Genomic DNA, 18,509 nt, shown 5'->3' with positions numbered 1-18,509 from the left:
AATGTTTATAATCGGCTTATAGACAAAATATAGATAAAATATAGACAAAAAAAAGGAGAATACAAATATGAGCAATTACAATGCAGTATTAGGAAGAAACACAGAAAATGCACCAATTGCAGGTCAAAACTCACAAACTGTAGCTTACTCTCATTACAACAATTTTTCAGCACAATTACCTATTGATCCAAAAACTGGTGAACTAGTAGTTGGTGGAATTAAAGAGCAAGCAGACCAATGTTTTAAAAATGTTAAAGCAATTGTAGATAGTATCGACCATGTTATGAGTGATATTGTAAGAATTACAGTATTTGTTACAAATATCAAAGACCTTACTGCTGTTGATGAAGTTTATAAAAATTATTTCACAAGCTACCTTCCTACATTGACGCAAGTTGCTGTAGCTGCTTTACCTATGAATGCTTTGGTTCAAGTTGAAGCACTTCTTTCTCACGGTGAAGGTACAATTCCAAATGCACCACAATCAGGTGACTTAATAAAACTTACAAATAATACTTTAAATGCACCAACTAGCCCATTGTCAACTCAAATTGTATCTTTTTCTCATTACACTAATGTATCAGCTCAATTACCTATTGATCCAAAATCGGGTAGATTTGTAGTTGGCGGTGTAAAAGAGCAAACTGCACAATGTTTAAAAAATATAAAGGCGATTTTAGAAAGTGTTGATGTTCCTTTTGACGATATCGTTAAAATTAATGTTTTCCTTAAAAATCTTTCTGATAACGAAGCGGTAAATGAAGTTTATACAACATTCTTCCCAGATTCTGCTATAGCAAGAGCGGTAGCTTATTTTCCAGCACGTACAACTGTAGAAGTTGCAGATTTACCAATGGGTGCTTTAGTTCAAATTGAAGCAGTAGTTTCATATGGCGATGGTACTCCTCCACAGCTTGTAGAAGATAGACATGGTCTTATCTTAGAAGCAAACAATACTGAAGATGCACCAAAATGTTCTTTATCTACACAAACTGTAGCATTTTCTCATTACAATAATATTTCTGCTCAATTACCAATTGACCCTAAAACTAGTGAAATAGTATCTGGTGGAGTAAAAGAGCAGACTGAGCAATGCTTAAAAAATATCAAAGCAATTATAGAAAGTGTTGATCATGTTATTGAAGATGTAGTTAAAATAAACGTTTTCGTTAAAAATATTGCAGATATGGATGCAGTAGATGAAATGTACTCAACATTCTTCCCTAATGGCCTTCCTGCTAGAAGAATAGTTGGAGTATCTACTTTACCTAAAGATGCATTAATTCAAATAGATGCAATTGTAGCAAATGCTGAAGGAACACCACCATTAGTATAAATAAATGTGTACATGTTTTAAAAAAATAGACTGATTATTTAAGGCCACTGAAAAGTGGTCTTTTATTATGTCCAAAAACTGCCTTAAAGAATAGTTGAACTGAAATATGATTAAAATTCGTAAATTTCTTTGTTCAGGTTAAAACCAGGAAATTCCTTTAGTCGGGTTAAAACCCGGAAACTCCTTGGATTTGTAGGTGAATGTGGTAAGCTTAATATATCAATGATAATGAAATTAAAAAATTAATAACATGACAAAGGGGAACCTACATGACATTTCAGGAATTAAATTTAAATCAATTTATTATAAAAGCAGTTGAAGAAAAACACTACGAAACTCCAACTGATGTACAAGAAAAAGCGATTCCTGCCATATTAGCTGGCAATGATTTAGTGGTTTGTGCACATACAGGCTCGGGTAAAACAGCTGCATTTGCATTAGCAATATTACAGTCAATTTTGAAAGAACCAGTTGAAATAGAAAGTTCTAAATTAATCAGATCTTTGATTTTGGCGCCTACTCGAGAATTAGCAATTCAAATTGGTGAAAGTTTTGAAGCTTATGGAAAATATTTAGATATAAGAATTGGTGTCGTCTATGGTGGTATAACACCTAAACAACATATAAAAGTATTAAAAAGAGAACCAAATATTTTGATTGCAACACCTGGACGACTTTTAGATTTAATTGGGAAAGGATATGCAGATTTAAGTAAAGTTGAAATTTTTGTTCTTGATGAAGCTGATAAGATGCTTGATGTAAAGACTCTTCAAGATGTAAAAAAAATTGTATCAAAGCTTCCAAGTGATAGACAGAATATACTTTTTTCTGCTACAATGCCAGCAAAAGTTATGAAAATAGTATATTCTATTTTAAAAAATCCAGTAAAAATTGATGACAAAACTACATATAAAAAGGGAACGAATATTAAACAACAGGTGTATTTTGTAGAAGAGACAGAAAAAATTTCATTACTATTATCATTACTAAAAGGAAAATCTTATGAATCTGTTCTTATTTTTACAAGAACAAAGAAGATTGCTGATAAAGTTGCAAAAGCAATCAATATACAAAACATTAGGACTAAAGCCATTCATGGCGACAAAAATCAATCGGAAAGATTAAAATCGATAGAACTTTTTAAAAATAAAGAGATAAAAGTTTTAGTAGCAACAGATGTTGCTGCAAGAGGTATTGATATAAGTGGTATTTCTTATGTGATAAATATGAATATTCCAAACGTTAAGGAAACATATATTCATAGAATTGGTCGAACTGGAAGAGCTGGGAAAAATGGTGTTGCTATATCATTTTGTAGTAGTGAGGAGAAGAATTTTTTAAAGAAAATTGAAGAATTACAAGGCAAATCAATTGAAATTGTGAGTGAATAATCAAATATAGGTATATGAAAATGTCATAATTCTTGTATAAATTAATAAAATTTTAATAATTATTTGAGCTTTATTTATAGATTTTTATTTATCGCATATTATTGTTTGAATATTTATAAAATAGTATAATTATATAAAGTATTATAAAAGTTTATTAAGGGGATGATAATGTGAAATTTGATGTAAATCTTTTAGATATTGTAGTTGTCTTTATAAATGCAATCGATCGAATTAATCCTATACTAAAAAATCATCATAGACGTGTTTCAGTTATAGCGTATTATATCGGTGAAGCGTACGGACTTAAAAAAAATCAGTTAACATCACTAGTACTTGCTGCTTCTTTACATGATATAGGGGCATTAACTGTTAAAGATAGTCAAGAATTAATGGTTTTAGATGTGATAAATCCTGAGAAACATGCTGAGATGGGAGCAAGGATGTTAAAATCATTTAAACCTTTTGATAGAATTAGGCAAATTGTTTTGAATCACCATGTAAATTATGAAAATGAAAAAGAAAATTCAAATGAAACTATACCTTACGAAGCATTCATAATCCACCTTGCAGACCGCATAGAAATTTTAACTCATAATAATACGCTAGCACTTAATCAAAGAGAATATATTTTAAAAAACATTGAACCATTAAGCGGAAGTGTTTTTGACCCGAAACTTGTTGAAGTTTTTTCAAAAATAGCTAAAAAAGAGTTCTTTTGGTTTGAAATTGATAATCTGACTATAAATGAATTAGTAAAAAAATTGGATACAGATGGATTTGGCTTAAAAAAAGATTATGATACTTTAGATGGTCTAGTAGCTACATTAAGTAGAGTTATTGATTATAAATCAAAATTCACTGCATCTCATTCAATACAGGTGTCTCATGTAGCATATCGTCTTGCTTGCTTAATGGAGCTTGATGATGAAACTTGTTGGGGCATTAAAATTGCAGGGTATCTCCATGATTTTGGAAAAATTGCAATACCATCAGAAATTTTAGATAAAAATGGTCCTTTAACTCATAATGAATACAATGTGATAAAAACACATCCTTATTATACCTATGATATGCTTAGTCGAATTACATGGCTAGGTGATATCGTAAAATGGGCAGCTTTTCATCATGAACGATTAAATTATTCTGGTTATCCACGTAAACCTGAACCTAAAGAATTAGACGTTGAAGTAGAAATAGTGATCTATGCAGATATTTTTTCAGCTCTTTCTGAAGATAGACCTTACCGCAGAGCATTGAATTATAAAGAAATTATGTCAGTAATAGATAAAAAATTTAAATCTATTGTAGGTGAAGATGTATATGATGTTCTAAAAGAAAATGGAGAAATTATATACAAGGAAATCGAAGAAATTGATAGAAAAAGTAAGATTGACTATGAAAATTAATTGAATAAAAGATAAAAAACAATAATTAATTATATTGAAAAAAATATACTTTGATGTAAATATATGAATAACAATAATAGACCATACTTTGAATAGTATTATATTCAAAGTATGGTCTGTTGCGTTTGTAAATGACTATAAGGGGTATAAATAATAGTGTATAGAATTATTGTTTATACAATGAACTCTGCGTATTAATTTGATTAATAACATATAGAAACGGCAAATAGACGAAATTGGAGGTCCCTATGAAGAAAAAATTAATTATTGCTTTTATTGTGTTTACAGCAATAGGAGCTGGTATATTTTATTTTTTGACAACTGCTAATATTGGAGAAAAATATAATACAGTAGAAGTTAAAAAAGGAGAAATGAAAAAATATGTTCAGGACGTGGGTAGGATTAGTTCAAAAAATATTAGAAGATATTATGGAAATGGCCTAAACAAGGTAGAAAAAATACCTCTTGAACTTGGAGAACATGTAAAAAAAGGGCAACTACTTGTTAAATATGAAGATAATATAGATTTAGAAATTCAAAAGATTCAAAAGCAGATTGAGGCACTTGAAGCTACCTATAGAAATGCTTTATCAGGTACAGACAAAGAAAGTATTAATAATTCTATAATAGAAATATCTAGAATTAAAAATCTTTTGCAAACTGCAACAAAAAACAAGGATAAAACAGAAGAACTTTTTACTAATGGAGTCGTATCTCATAAGGAACTAGAAGATGCTGTTAATAATATGAAGCAACTTCAAAGCAGTCTTAAAACAGCTGAGAATACGTATAATCAACTTACAAAAGGTATTTCAAAAAATATTAAGAAAAAATATGAAGCGGAAATTGAAGCACAACTAATATCTTTAAAATTATTAGAGAAAAAAAGATCAAATTATGAAATTTATGCGAATATTGATGGTATTGTGACAGAATTAAATACCTTTGAAGGTGATATACCGTCTCCAAGTACCAAGATTATCGAAATTCAAGATCCAACAGAAAAAGTTATATTAGTTGATTTTTTAGCGGAAAAAGCGATTAATATAAGAGAAAATTTTGCAGCAGAAATATCAGACACTGATTTTAATATTAATAAAGAAAATCTAAAAGTTAATCGAATATATCCCAAAGCTTTTATGACTTTATCTGAGCTCGGTGTTAAAGAAAATCGTCAGACTGTAGAAATTGATCTTCCAAAATCTGCTGAAACGCTTCCCTTTGGAATTGAGTTAGAAACAAAAGTGATAGTTAATGCGCCAAGAGAAGTACTTATAATTCCAATAGGTGCTACTTTTCAAAAAAGTTCAAAAACGTTTGTTAAGGTTCTTGAAGATGGAAAACTTGTTGAAAAAGAAATAATAAGTGGCGAAAAATGGGACGGAAATATAGAGGTAAAAAGTGGATTAAAGGTAGGAGATTTAGTAATACTAAATTATCAAGAAAACTAAGTAAAATTTGAAAAGAAAAAACTTATGGATGAGGGGATGAATAGGATGATAAAAGTCAAACACTTGTACCATTCATATAGTAATGACAATAAATACGCAATTAAAGATTTGAATTTTGAAATTAAAAAGGGTGAAATATTTGGATTTTTAGGTCCTTCAGGTGCTGGAAAATCAACTACTCAGAATATTTTAGTAGGTATTCTACAGCTCCAGCAGGGTGAGGTTGAAGTTGCAGGTTATAATATTAAACATATAAAAAATGAAATGTTTAATAAAATTGGAATGTCTTTTGAACAATCAAATCTTTATAGCAAGATGTCTGCTTTTGAAAATCTTGACTTCTACAGAAAATTGTTTGATGTGGAAACGAGAGACCCTAATGACATGATAAAATTAGTGGGTCTTGAAGGAAAAGAAAATATTAAAGCTGGAAAATATTCAAAAGGTATGAAGCATAGGCTGACATTTGCAAGATCTATGATTAATAACCCTCAGATGTGGTTTCTTGATGAACCAACTACAGGGCTGGACCCTGCAATATCATCTCAAATAAAGGATATAATTAAGAAAGAAAACGAAAAGGGTGTCACAATCTTTCTGACAACTCATAACATGTATATTGCCGATGAACTATGTGATAGGGTTGCCTTTATAGTAGATGGAAAAATTAGACTTATAGATTCACCAAAAGCATTAAAACTTAAATACGGCGAAAAGTTGGTGGAAGTAGAATACTTTAAAGACGGAGAATTAATAAAGGATAGCTTTTCCACTGTTTTTAAAGATCAAAAAGATAAATTAATTGATGTTATTAATAAGTATGAAATACTTACAATGCATACCAAGGAGGCAAGTCTTGAGGAAATATTTATTAAAGTAACCGGAAGGGGTCTGGTATAAATGAAACTCTGGTATAGTTTTAAAAAAGAGCTGATTTTATCTTCAAAAAGTTGGTATTTTTATATTGAAATTGGAATGGCCCTAGTACTTTTGCTTATCCTTTTATTTGTGGTTCCAAAAAATTTTGATAAAAAAAGTAAGGAGTATATTTATCTTGATCTACCTCAGGTTATTAAAGACAGATACACAAAGAATTTACTTGAAGATGATCTAGATAATATAGCTAAGCAAGTGGAAGTGAAAGTGGATAAAGATATTATTGATGCAGTGCTTTATGAAACAGAAGAGTCGAAAATTTACTTGGTTGATAGCTTAGACAAGTTGGATGTATTTTCTAACACTGAAAGAGTACCTGCAGTTCACATTCATATAAATGATGACAATCAAATTATTCACACCTACTATTTACAGGGATATGAAACAAAGAAGCTTAAAAACCTTCTTTTGGTATATAACAACAGATTAGCAGGAAATGATGTTGTTAAAAATTATTCTGATAACATTGAAGTAAGACGCCTTTATAAGGATAAGGAGACATTAAGTGATAAAGAGAATTTGGTACCTGTATTTTTAACTTTCAATGGGAGTTTGATGAGTATATTTATTATTGCAGCTTATATCTTTCTAGACAAGAACGAAGGAATAATAGTTGCGTACGCAATAACTGCATCTTCAGTTTGGAGCTATTTGATTAGTAAAATCGGAGTTATAATACTAACAAGTATTGTAACATCTCTAATTATAACCCTGCCAATAATGGGACTTCAACCAAATTATTTAGTACTTTTGATATTTCTAATTTCTTCAGGATTTTTTGTAGCATCGATTGGCTTATTTCTTGCAAGTTATTACAACGATATAGTAGAGGCGTTTGGAGTAATGTATATTCTTATAATGCTTATGATTATGCCAAATATTTCATATTTTACGCCTAGCTGGGATCCAAGTTGGATAAAGATTATTCCTACCTATGTTATGCTTCAGAGCTTTAAAGAAATAATATCGGTAAATGGAAACATGACATATGCGCTTCTTGCCTCCTTAGGTTTTGCTGTGCTTGGGATTGATGTTTTTATTTTGGCAAATTATAGATTTAAAAAGACACTGTCCAGGTAAAGGAGTGTTATAAAATGATAAGACGAATATACCTAATATTTAAGAGAGACCTAAAAACAAGTATAAGAAATTTTATAAGCTTGTATATACTTGTTATACCTATCATTTTTGCCATTATGATTAATGTCTTTTCGCCAGGAATTAACGATACTTCAGTTGAAGTTGCACTTCTTAAAGGAGAAAACACACAGCAGATTGAATACTTCAATCAGTTTGCAAAGGTTGAAGTGTTTAATACTTATGATGATATTGAAAAGCGCCTTAGAAAAAGAGACAATATAATAGCTGTACTTTTAGATAAAACTAATGGATATTATATTTTGACACAAGGAAATGAGCCGGAATATATTGTAGACTACGTAAGGAACTTAATTACTTTTGACTACTATAATATTGAAACGGAGGATTCAATTGCTGAAATAGTGGATTATAGTAGAAAAATACCACCTTTGAAGAAAATTATGGTCAATGTATCAATGATTTTTACCTCAATTCTTGGAGGTATGATTATCGCTTTAAACATCATAGAAGAAAAAACAGACAATACAATAAGTGCAATTCATTTATCACCAGTATCAAGAATAGAATATATTGCTGGAAAAAGCGTAATTGGAATTTTTGTTCCAATAGTGAGTTCGATTCTAATTTTATTTATAACAGGATTTAGAGATATCAACTTTTTCCATGTGCTTATTATGGTGACAACTTCATGTATTATAAGCATACTTGTAGGATTTATTGAGGGTATAAATAATGATGATGTTATTAATGCAGCAGGTAATATAAAATTACTTTTTTTACCCTTATTTGGAGCCATTATAGGTGAAGAACTTTTGGCTGACAAGTGGCAGATTTTATTTTACTGGATACCATTTTACTGGACATACAAAGCTAATGATCTTATTCTTTCAAATAAAGGATCATGGCTTGATATAATCTATTATTCTGGAATTGTACTTGGAATAAGTGCCCTAGTATTTTTGGTATTAGCGCCAAAAATAAGAAAAGGCTTGAAGTAGATTAAAGAAAACAAATAGGAGGTAATGATTATGAAAATATGGGCAACTTTAGCAATAGTATATGCAGCTTTAGTAGTTATTATTGCTGTTACAAAACCAGAGAAAATTTGGAACATGAAAAAAATTGAGTTATTTAAAAAAATACTAGGTGATAAAGGAACAGAAATATTCTTTTACATTTGGGCTCTGATTTTTCTTGTATTAGGCGTTTGGTTATTTACAAAATAAGTAAAGTGGAAGTTGTTTTTCAAAATGCAAGGCAAAAGCCTTGTATTTTGTATTATTTTTTTTTGGCAAAAATAGTTTAATATTTAATTTTCAATAGTAAAATAACGCAATCACAGGTATATATAAAGTTTACGTAAGATATACTAAATATGTTAAAATAGAGTAAAAAAGAAATATGAGGATATAAATTTATGAAAAAACTTGTAATAGGTATACTTGCACATGTAGATGCAGGAAAAACCACATTATCAGAGAGCTTACTTTACTTAAGTGGTAAAATTCGTCGACCAGGACGCGTAGACAATAAAAATGCATATTTAGACACCTTTACTCTTGAAAAAAGTCGAGGTATTACTATATTTTCAAAACAAGCAGTAATGAACTTTGATGATCTTGAATTGACTTTACTTGATACTCCAGGACATGTTGATTTTTCAGCTGAGATGGAAAGAACACTCCAAGTTTTAGATTATGCAATTTTGGTTGTAAGTGGAGCTGATGGCATACAAAGTCATACGAAAACACTTTGGAATTTACTTGAAATCCATAAAATTCCTACATTTATTTTTATTAATAAAATGGATCAAAGTGGAACTAATAGACAAAAGCTTATGATTGATATAAAGAAAGAATTAAGTGATAATTGCATTCCTTTTGATGAAAAAGAAGATGACTGGTATGAGCAGATAGCCATGTGTGATGAGGAAGTTATGGAAAGCTACTTAAATACAGGTAATATAGAACTTGAAAAGATTAGAATATTACTAGCACATAGAAATGCTTTTCCTGTATATTTTGGTTCCGCTCTTCGTCAAATTGGAGTAGAAAAATTAATAGAAGATTTGAAGTTATATTCAAAAATACCTTGTTATTCAAATGAATTAGGAGGTAAAATATATAAAATTACAAGAGATTCACGTGGGGAAAGATTAACTCATATAAAGATAACTGGTGGGTCATTAAAAGTAAAAGATACTATTAATACAGAAGGTATAGTAGAAAAAATAAATCAAATTAGAATTTATTCTGGAGAAAAATATAATACATTATCTGAAGTTGAAGCTGGAACTGTGTGCGCCTTAACTGGACTTAATAATACTAAACCTGGTGAAGCTATAGGAAAGGAACGGGATCCGATTTCACCGCTACTTGAACCAATTTTATCGTATCAGCTAATTTTGCCAGAAGCTATAGATGAACTTCAGATGCTTCCAAATCTTAAAGAACTGGAAGAGGAAGAACCAACACTTAGAGTTCGTTGGAATAAAGATTTACAATCGATATATATTCATGTTATGGGTGATGTTCAAATAGAAGTATTACAGTCAGTAATTTTAGAGAGATATGGTATTTTAGTGACATTTGATAAAGGAAAAATTGTATATAAGGAAACAATTTCTACGGTTTGTGAAGGCGTTGGACATTTTGAACCTTTAAGACATTATGCTGAAGTACATTTACTCTTGAAGCCTGGTGAAAGAGGGAGCGGCATTATAGTTGATAGCATATGTAAAGAAGATATACTAGAAAAAAATTGGCAAAGGCTTATATTAAGCCATCTTAAAGAGAAGGAACATGTTGGGGTTTTGACTGGGTCATATATTACAGATATAGAAATTACCCTAGTTTCAGGAAAAAGTCATAATAAACATACATCAGGTGGTGACTTTAGAGAAGCAACTTATAGAGCGCTTCGTCAAGGCTTAAAAGAAGCTGAAACGGTTTTACTTGAACCTTATTATAAATTTAGATTGGAATTACCAGAAAAATTTGTTGGTAGGGCTATGACAGACATTGATAAAATGCATGGACAATCTAAAATTGAGCATGCAGACACTGAAAAAACAGTGTTAACTGGTATTGCACCAGTTTCTACAATGCGAAATTATCAGCAAGAATTAAACACATTTACTAAGGGGTATGGAAAACTATTTATTTCGATATATGGTTATGATGTGTGTTATAATTTCCAAAAAGTAATTGAAGATGCAAATTATGACTCTGAACGAGATATTGAAAATCCAACGTCTTCTGTTTTTTGCGCTAATGGATCAGGATACATTGTTCCTTGGAATGAAGTAAAGAAGCATATGCATGTTGAAAATTATCTTAAAGCAGAAAAACCCCAAAATACTAGTGGTAAAGCTAATGTTAATAAGAATTCTAAATCAACATCAATAAGCTTAGAAGAGATTGATGCCATTATAAATAGCACCTATTATTCAAATAAGGGGAAAAAAAATAACTGGAAAAAACAAAAAACTGCTAAAGAAAGTTACTATGAAACTGTATCTACAAGTAGGGTAGTTAAAAGAAGACCAACTGGAGATGAGTATCTATTAGTTGATGGCTATAATATTATATTTGATTGGGATGAGCTAAAAAACATAGCTAAAGATAATTTGGAATCTGCTAGAATTAAATTAATAGACATACTTAATAACTATCAAGGTGTTAGAAATGGACATTTAATTCTTGTGTTTGATGCTTACAAAAATAAAGATCGCACAGAATCTACTGAAAAATTTCACAATATAAGTGTTGTTTTTACTGGAGAAAATCAAAGCGCAGACCACTATATTGAAAAATTTGCACATGATAATCAGAGTAAATACCGCATAACGGTAGCATCATCAGATGGTCTAGTACAAAAAATTATTAGAGGATTGGGTGCTAATATTTTATCTGCAAGAGAACTTAGAGAAGATGTACTAGAAGTAGAAAAAAGACTGCATGATGATTATTTAGATAATAAGCTAAAAAAAGGTGTGCCACTAGAAGAATCTATTTCTGAAATTGAAAAAGCTAAGCTAAAGTTATCTGTTAATACAAGTAAAGAATAATGAAGATATTATATAGTCATAAAGATCACTTATATTTTCAAAAAATGCCATTATAACTAAACTTTTTAGTTGTAATGGCATTTTTAAAATAATCTATATTTATTATTGTAAAGATCAAAAACAAAGGTGTTTGAACTAAATGTTGAATTAAAATACATTTAGTATAATAAAAACAAAATAATTTTCAACATACGTCAAATTATTACAATAAATGTGGTACAATTAAATAGTCGTATTACAATTAATAAAGGTAAGTACTTGTTGAAGTTTTAACTGTGTAAGAATACAAGGTGTAATTGATTTGGTTGTAGAATAAAAGTTTAATATATTTATATAGCTTGTCCTCTTTGAGTAGTATTCCCAACATACGGGAAGCACGCTATTTGGACAGTGTTCTTGGTGGGAGTTCGGGAAGTAGGGAGTTATGTGAAAGCAAAAGCTAGATATTGTTATTATAAAATTCAAGTGATTAATTAAATGGTAAAATTTTTTACAAGTTTAATGTATTAAATATAAATTATTGTAATGATAGGGGGAATAAAAAATGAAAAAAGAATTTATTAAAAGTTGTAAGGTATTAGAAAATATGAGTACAGAATTATATACAAAATTAGATTCCGTTGGTGAAAAACTAATAGTCAAAGATTTATCGAAATGCTTTTCAAAAGATATTAAAAAGGGTTATACAATTGTGACAAATGATGTTGTTGAAGAAGTTAGTGTTAATGGAAGTATATTTACACTAATTAATAAAAAAAATGAGGTTTATAAAGGATATAATTTATTTTTTAATAAGAAATTTAATATGCTCCATTTAGGATTTTTATACAACGGAGATATTGTTTCACCACACATCGAAGGCGAAGCAGAAGAATTAGTAAAGAAATATAATGAAAAGGAATTATTTGAAATATTAAAAGTTGTTATTAAGTTAAGTAATTTGATAAAGCTTGATGTTAAATATCTTGATAGCTTAGATGATATAGATGAATTAGATTTTGTGTATAAGAATTATAATGGTCTATTTGAAGGTAAAGAAATTTTCAATGGAATAGAAGCTGTAATTAAAGACTATACAGAATTATCAAAGTAGAATTACATTTAACGCTTTTTCCTACACATAACACGCCAATTACCTTCATATCCCTTGTGTTTAAAGAGATTGCGATTTACGTGGATATGAACTAAAAAAACAAATCGAAACAAAAATAGGGATACGACGGAAATTGCGGGAACGTTATCGGAAAGAACTACATTATATTATGCATCAAAAAATATAGTTGTTTTATATTGATATAGAAGTAAAGAATAATTCAGATGCGACGCGCCATTTTGCATTTAAGAAAGTGGAGCAAATGTTCGCGAAAGATATTCTGGTTTTAGTTGAAGGTTTTAAATGCGACGCGCCACTTAGTAATTAAGAAAGTAGAGTAATTGTTCGCGAAAGATGTTTTGATTTGAGTTTAAAGTTTTAAATGCGACGCGCTATTTTGCATTTAAGAAAGTGGATCAAATGCTCACGAAAGATATTTTGATTTGGGCTTAAGGTTTTAAATGCGACGCGCTAACTTTGTATCAAGAAAGTGAAATAATTGCTCGCGAAAAATATCTTGTTAGAGCGAATGTTTTAAATGATTGAAAAAATTAATGTGTTGTCAAAACATGCAGTACCTACCGATAACACGCCAGTTCCCTTCATATCCTTTGTGATTAAAGAGATGTTGAGTTACTAGGATAGGAACTTTAAAAAATAAAACGAAGCAAAGATTGGATACGACGGTAACTGCGGGAACGTTATAAGAAAGAACTACATTAGATTATGCATCAAAAAATATAATTGTTTTATATTGATATATAAGTAAAAAATAATTCAGATGCGACGCGCCATTTTGCATTTAAGAAAGTGGAGCAAATGTTCGCGAAGATATTTTGTTTTGAGTCGAAGGTTTTAAATGCGACGCGCCATTTTGTATTTAAGAAAGTAGAGTAAATGTTCGCGAAAGATGTTTTGGTTTGAGTTTAAGGTTTTAAATGCGACGCGCCATTTTGCATTTAAGAAAGTGGAGCAAATGCTCACGAAATATAGTTTGGTTTGGGCTGAAGGTTTTAAATGCGACGCGCTAACTTTGTATTTAGAAAGTAGAGCAATTGTTCGCGAAAGACATTTTAATTTAGATTGAAGGTTTTAGATGCGACGCGTCAACTTTGTATTAAGAAAGTGAAGTAATTGCTCACGAAAAATGAATTATTTGAGCGAATATTTTAAACAATTGATAAAATTAATGTGTTGTTAAAACATGCAGCACCTTCTTATAACACACCAGTTCCCTTCATATCCTTTGCGACTAAAGAGATATCGAGTTACTTGCTATAAATTTTAAAGAATAAAATGAAGCAAAGATAGGATACGACGGTAACTGTGGGAACGTTAGCTTACAGTCTAACAAAGTAGAATATAATTCAAAAACTTTGTGTGGATTTATATTTATATTAGGCATCAAAGGAGTAAAATATATATGGAATTTATAGAGATAAAATCAAATTGGGGGTGTAAAAATAAAAAATGAATTGATGATACAAGATAAAGATACCTTGGTGGTTTTATTACCTGGTGGCACTTATACAACATTTGCTCCACTTTTATATTATTCATATAACGTATCAGTTCAATCTGGATATGATGTTTTAGCTATTGAATACGGTTTTCAAAGAATTGATAAAAAAGTTGAATTTAATAATGATACATATTTGCTTTTAATAAAAGAAGTTAAAGAAGCTGTAAGAAAAGCTTTAGATAAAAAAGAGTATAAGCATCTAATCTTTATTGGAAAATGTCTTGGGACTTATATTCAAAATGTAATTAGAAAAGAGTTTGAAAAATATAATCAAAAACATATTTTTTTGACTCCGTGGGCTGAATGTGTAGAAGGTATAAATAAGACGGATAGTATGGTTATAGTTGGAACTAATGATGAAGGTTTTAAACAAGAGCATATTGATATGATTTCTAATAATAAAAATGTGAATTTAAAAATTATTGAAGGTGCTAATCACGATTTAGAAAAGGACGATTATGTTGATAGCCTAGAGCTACTTTTAAATATTAGTAATTATATATACAAGTTTATTAATAAGTAGTTTGGTTTAATTATAATTAAAAGTGAATGCTCACGACCATCAGCTAACACGCCAATTCCCTTCATATCCCAGTGTTTAAAGAGATTGTGATTAAATTGGATTTGAATTTAAAGAGTAAATCGAAACAAAGATAGGGATACGACGGAAATTGCGGGAACGTTAAGCGCAAGCATGTCACTGTATTATGAATAAAAGAAGGTGAGTTTATGTTTAAAGTATTAAATTACAAAGATTTTAATCAAGAATTAGTTGAACAACTAATGGAATTTACTTATAAAGAATCTACATATGAAATATTTGAAGATTCCTATTTAAGTAAAATTGATAAAGAAAATGAATATGAGAAAAAGAAAGCGCATGAAAAATTTAAATCTGATTATTATAATTTCATTGAATCGTTTATGTCATCTCCAAATGACTCACAGTTTATTGCAGTTATAGATAAAGATAATAAATATGTAAGTGGAGTAAGAGCAATAAAGATGAGTGAATTAATATGGTTTGAAGAAGCTTTAGAAACAGCAGTTGATTATAGAAATTGTGGTTACAGTACAACTTTAATTAAAGGATTGATTAGACATCTTGAAGGTGAAAAATGTGAGATTATAATTGCTCATGTAAGCAAATTTAATATTGAGTCTATAAATTTACATAAAAAACTTGGATTTGAGTTGACATCAAAAAAAGTGATTGATGAAAATAACAAATATTGTCCAAATCAGCTTCAATTCGAGTATAAAATAAAAAGGAAATTAAGTTGAAGTCGTGAAATGCCAGCGCATAACACGTCAGTATCCTTCATATCCTTGAGGTTGAGAAGATTGTGATTTGCTTAGATATGAATTTAAAAGATAAAATGAAGTAAATGTAGGATACGACGGAAACTGCGGGAACGTTATCGGAAAGAACTACATTATATTATGCATCAAAAAATATAGTTGTTTTATATTGATATAGAAGTAAAGAATAATTCAGATGCGACGCGCCATTTTGCATTTAAGAAAGTGGAGCAAATGTTCGCGAAAGATATTCTGGTTTTAGTTGAAGGTTTTAAATGCGACGCGCCACTTAGTAATTAAGAAAGTAGAGTAATTGTTCGCGAAAGATGTTTTGATTTGAGTTTAAAGTTTTAAATGCGACGCGCTATTTTGCATTTAAGAAAGTGGATCAAATGCTCACGAAAGATATTTTGATTTGGGCTTAAGGTTTTAAATGCGACGCGCTAACTTTGTATCAAGAAAGTGAAATAATTGCTCGCGAAAAATATCTTGTTAGAGCGAATGTTTTAAATGATTGAAAAAATTAATGTGTTGTCAAAACATGCAGTACCTACCGATAACACGCCAGTTCCCTTCATATCCTTTGTGATTAAAGAGATGTTGAGTTACTAGGATAGGAACTTTAAAAAATAAAACGAAGCAAAGATTGGATACGACGGTAACTGCGGGAACGTTATGTGAAATTAATTACTTGATATGATAGGAGAAAATATAAATGGACGATAAAGGTACAAACTTTGAAGTTATAAAATCTAAAAATATTTTTGATGCAATGAATGATAGAATAGCATCATTTATGGAAAGCAAAGATAGCTTGATAGATGAAGATTTATTAGAAGGATTTAGTGATGCCTTTAAAATTGTTAAATTACTAAATAATGGTCGTAATTATATAGTAAAAAAGAGATTAGCACATTTTTTGAAGGGATTTAATGCATGTAATGAGCCAACTGAGAAACAACTTAATAGGTTATATGATTACATAAAAGATGAGAAAAGAGCAGAATATGTGACTGATAGTGTGAATAAAGCAATAAATTCCAATTCAACTAAATCATCGTTTTTAATTGGTTTGATATTTAATAGGAGAATAAACTCTGACGAAGAGTTTGATTATAAGGATTTGATATGTATAAATGCACTACAATCATTTAATGATTTTGACATTGATAACTTAATAATTATTAAGAATTATTTTTACTATTATAGGGATATTAGAAGACGTAATAGTAAAATAGTTTGGTTTGATTTGTATAGAGGTTTTAAGAATTATTGCAAAGAGAAAGAAATTAATGTGGATAATAGTTTAGAGCTAACAGCAGAAAAATGTATTGCGTATCAAATTGTAATTCGTAGTATAGAAGCTGAAATCGATATTGATGATGATAGTCCAGGTGATGCTAGCGTAAATACTGATGAAAGTATAAAATTCAGCGGTGCTGGGATTTATTTATTGGAGCATTTGAATTATTTAGAATCAATTCAGTAATTCGTAATTAACTGCACATAACACGACAATTTCCTTCATATCCCTTGTGTTTAAAGTGATTACGCTTTACATATATATGAACTTAAAGAATAAAACGAAGCAAAGATAGGGATACGACGGAAATTGCGGGAACGTTATGTGACAGAACTGCATTAGATTATGCATCAAAAAATATAATTATTTTATATTGATATAGAAGTGAAGAATAATTCAGATGCGACGCGTCATTTTGTAATTAAGGAAGTGTAGCAATTGTTCGCGAAAGATATTCTGGTTTTAGCTGAAGGTTTTAATGCGACGCGCCACTTTGTAATTAATAAAGTAGAGTAATTGTTCGCGAAAGTTGTTTAGGTTTTAGTTGAAGGTTTAAGTGCGACGCGTTAACTTTGTATTTAGAAAGCGGAGCAATTGTTCGCGAAAGATAATTTAGTTTTGGTTGAAGGTTTTAAATGCGACGCGCTAACTTTGTATTTAGAAAGTAGAGCAATTGTTCGCGAAAGACATTTTAGTTTAGATTGAATGTTTTAGATGCGACGCGTTAACTTTGTGTTTAGAAAGAGAAGTAATTGCTCGCGAAAAATATCTTATTAGAGCGAATGTTTATAAAGAATTGAAAAAATAAATTGTTGTTAAAACATGCAGTACCGGCACATAACACGCCAGTTCCCTTCATATCCCTTGTGATTAAAGAGAGGTTGAGTTATTAGGATAGGAACTTTAAAAGATAAAACGAAGTAAAGAGGGGACACGACGGAAACTGCGGGAACGTTATCTGAAAAGCCACAAACATGAAATAATACACTTTGTAAATTAGAAAACAATTAAAGATGTAGAGTATAAAATAAGAAGGAGAATTATAAAAAAATATGAATATTATAAGAATTGCAAATTTGTCATTAAAATCATTAGGTGTTTATCTAATATATGTAGTAATGGGTGAAGGTGTTAGTTTTATTTCTTTAAGTTTTTTAAATGGAATTAAGATAGAAGATATTTTAGAGAATAGTCTTATTTTTTCAGAATATTTATTATTATTGATAGCTGGGTTAATATTTTGGTATTTCTCAGAATCAGTTGTAAAAATTATATTAAAAAATGAGAATAATGGTGATGCAGAAATTATTAGTGATATTAATTATCAAAAAATTCAAAGTATTGTTTTATTCATATTAGGAATTTCTGTAATTTTGTTTAGTGCTTCTAACATATTACGAACTTTTACTTCAATCTCTACTATGAGTAAATTATATGATGGAAATCAGTTTTACAATAATTTCAGGATAATATCCTTTATACAATTAAGTGGACGAGCATTAACTTTAATTATTGGAACATTACTGATAAGAAATAGAGAAAAAATCAATGTGGTAAAAAGTAAGATTAATTAGTTTGTGGCTCAGCAGATAACACGTC

General features: G+C 29.7%; 14 protein-coding genes. All 14 read left to right on the top strand.

The window, feature by feature from the left end; all coding sequences use genetic code 11:
• Positions 1-67 precede the first annotated feature (67 nt).
• The 14 genes from AACH12_RS07850 (at position 68) to AACH12_RS07785 (ending at position 18,484) form a co-directional block, all read left to right on the top strand.
• A complete protein-coding gene (locus tag AACH12_RS07850; RefSeq protein ID WP_338534874.1) occupies positions 68-1,336 on the top strand; it encodes a RidA family protein in 1,269 nt (422 codons plus the stop codon).
• Positions 1,337-1,605: 269 nt separating this feature from the next.
• The gene (locus AACH12_RS07845; RefSeq protein WP_338534873.1) at positions 1,606-2,727 is read left to right on the top strand and encodes a DEAD/DEAH box helicase; all 1,122 of its coding nucleotides are present in this window, start codon (positions 1,606-1,608) and stop codon (positions 2,725-2,727) included.
• A 170-nt stretch (positions 2,728-2,897) separates the two neighbouring features.
• Positions 2,898-4,133 carry an HD-GYP domain-containing protein gene (locus AACH12_RS07840; protein ID WP_338534872.1) on the top strand — a complete coding sequence of 412 codons (1,236 nt, stop codon included), beginning with the start codon at positions 2,898-2,900 and terminating at the stop codon, positions 4,131-4,133.
• A gap of 248 nt (positions 4,134-4,381) precedes the next feature.
• Positions 4,382-5,584, top strand: coding sequence for an efflux RND transporter periplasmic adaptor subunit (locus AACH12_RS07835; protein ID WP_338534871.1), 1,203 nt, complete (start codon positions 4,382-4,384; stop codon positions 5,582-5,584).
• Positions 5,585-5,620: 36 nt separating this feature from the next.
• A complete protein-coding gene (locus AACH12_RS07830) occupies positions 5,621-6,484 on the top strand; it encodes an ABC transporter ATP-binding protein (protein ID WP_338534870.1) in 864 nt (287 codons plus the stop codon).
• Entirely contained in the window at positions 6,485-7,600 is a 1,116-nt protein-coding gene (locus AACH12_RS07825) for an ABC transporter permease (protein WP_338534869.1), read from the top strand.
• A 14-nt stretch (positions 7,601-7,614) separates the two neighbouring features.
• The gene (locus tag AACH12_RS07820; protein ID WP_338534868.1) at positions 7,615-8,619 is read left to right on the top strand and encodes an ABC transporter permease; all 1,005 of its coding nucleotides are present in this window, start codon (positions 7,615-7,617) and stop codon (positions 8,617-8,619) included.
• Positions 8,620-8,649: 30 nt separating this feature from the next.
• Positions 8,650-8,847 (top strand): hypothetical protein, encoded by a 198-nt coding sequence (locus AACH12_RS07815; RefSeq protein ID WP_338534867.1) that lies wholly within the window; start codon positions 8,650-8,652, stop codon positions 8,845-8,847.
• A gap of 191 nt (positions 8,848-9,038) precedes the next feature.
• Entirely contained in the window at positions 9,039-11,690 is a 2,652-nt protein-coding gene (locus AACH12_RS07810) for a translation factor GTPase family protein (RefSeq protein ID WP_338534866.1), read from the top strand.
• A gap of 544 nt (positions 11,691-12,234) precedes the next feature.
• The gene (locus AACH12_RS07805) at positions 12,235-12,783 is read left to right on the top strand and encodes a hypothetical protein (protein ID WP_338534862.1); all 549 of its coding nucleotides are present in this window, start codon (positions 12,235-12,237) and stop codon (positions 12,781-12,783) included.
• Positions 12,784-14,261: 1,478 nt separating this feature from the next.
• On the top strand, positions 14,262-14,828 hold the full coding sequence (locus AACH12_RS07800) for an alpha/beta hydrolase family protein (RefSeq protein WP_338534860.1): 567 nt from the start codon (positions 14,262-14,264) through the stop codon (positions 14,826-14,828).
• 206 nt (positions 14,829-15,034) lie between these two features.
• Positions 15,035-15,589, top strand: a complete 555-nt coding sequence (locus tag AACH12_RS07795; RefSeq protein WP_338534865.1) for a GNAT family N-acetyltransferase — start codon at positions 15,035-15,037, stop codon at positions 15,587-15,589.
• 733 nt (positions 15,590-16,322) lie between these two features.
• On the top strand, positions 16,323-17,096 hold the full coding sequence (locus tag AACH12_RS07790) for a hypothetical protein (RefSeq protein ID WP_338534864.1): 774 nt from the start codon (positions 16,323-16,325) through the stop codon (positions 17,094-17,096).
• 866 nt (positions 17,097-17,962) lie between these two features.
• Entirely contained in the window at positions 17,963-18,484 is a 522-nt protein-coding gene (locus tag AACH12_RS07785) for a hypothetical protein (RefSeq protein WP_338534863.1), read from the top strand.
• The last annotated feature ends 25 nt before the right edge of the window (positions 18,485-18,509 follow it).

This window comes from Helicovermis profundi (assembly GCF_033097505.1).
Lineage (GTDB): Bacteria > Bacillota > Clostridia > Peptostreptococcales > Acidaminobacteraceae > Helicovermis > Helicovermis profundi.
This window is presented reverse-complemented; position numbering and strand designations above follow the sequence as displayed.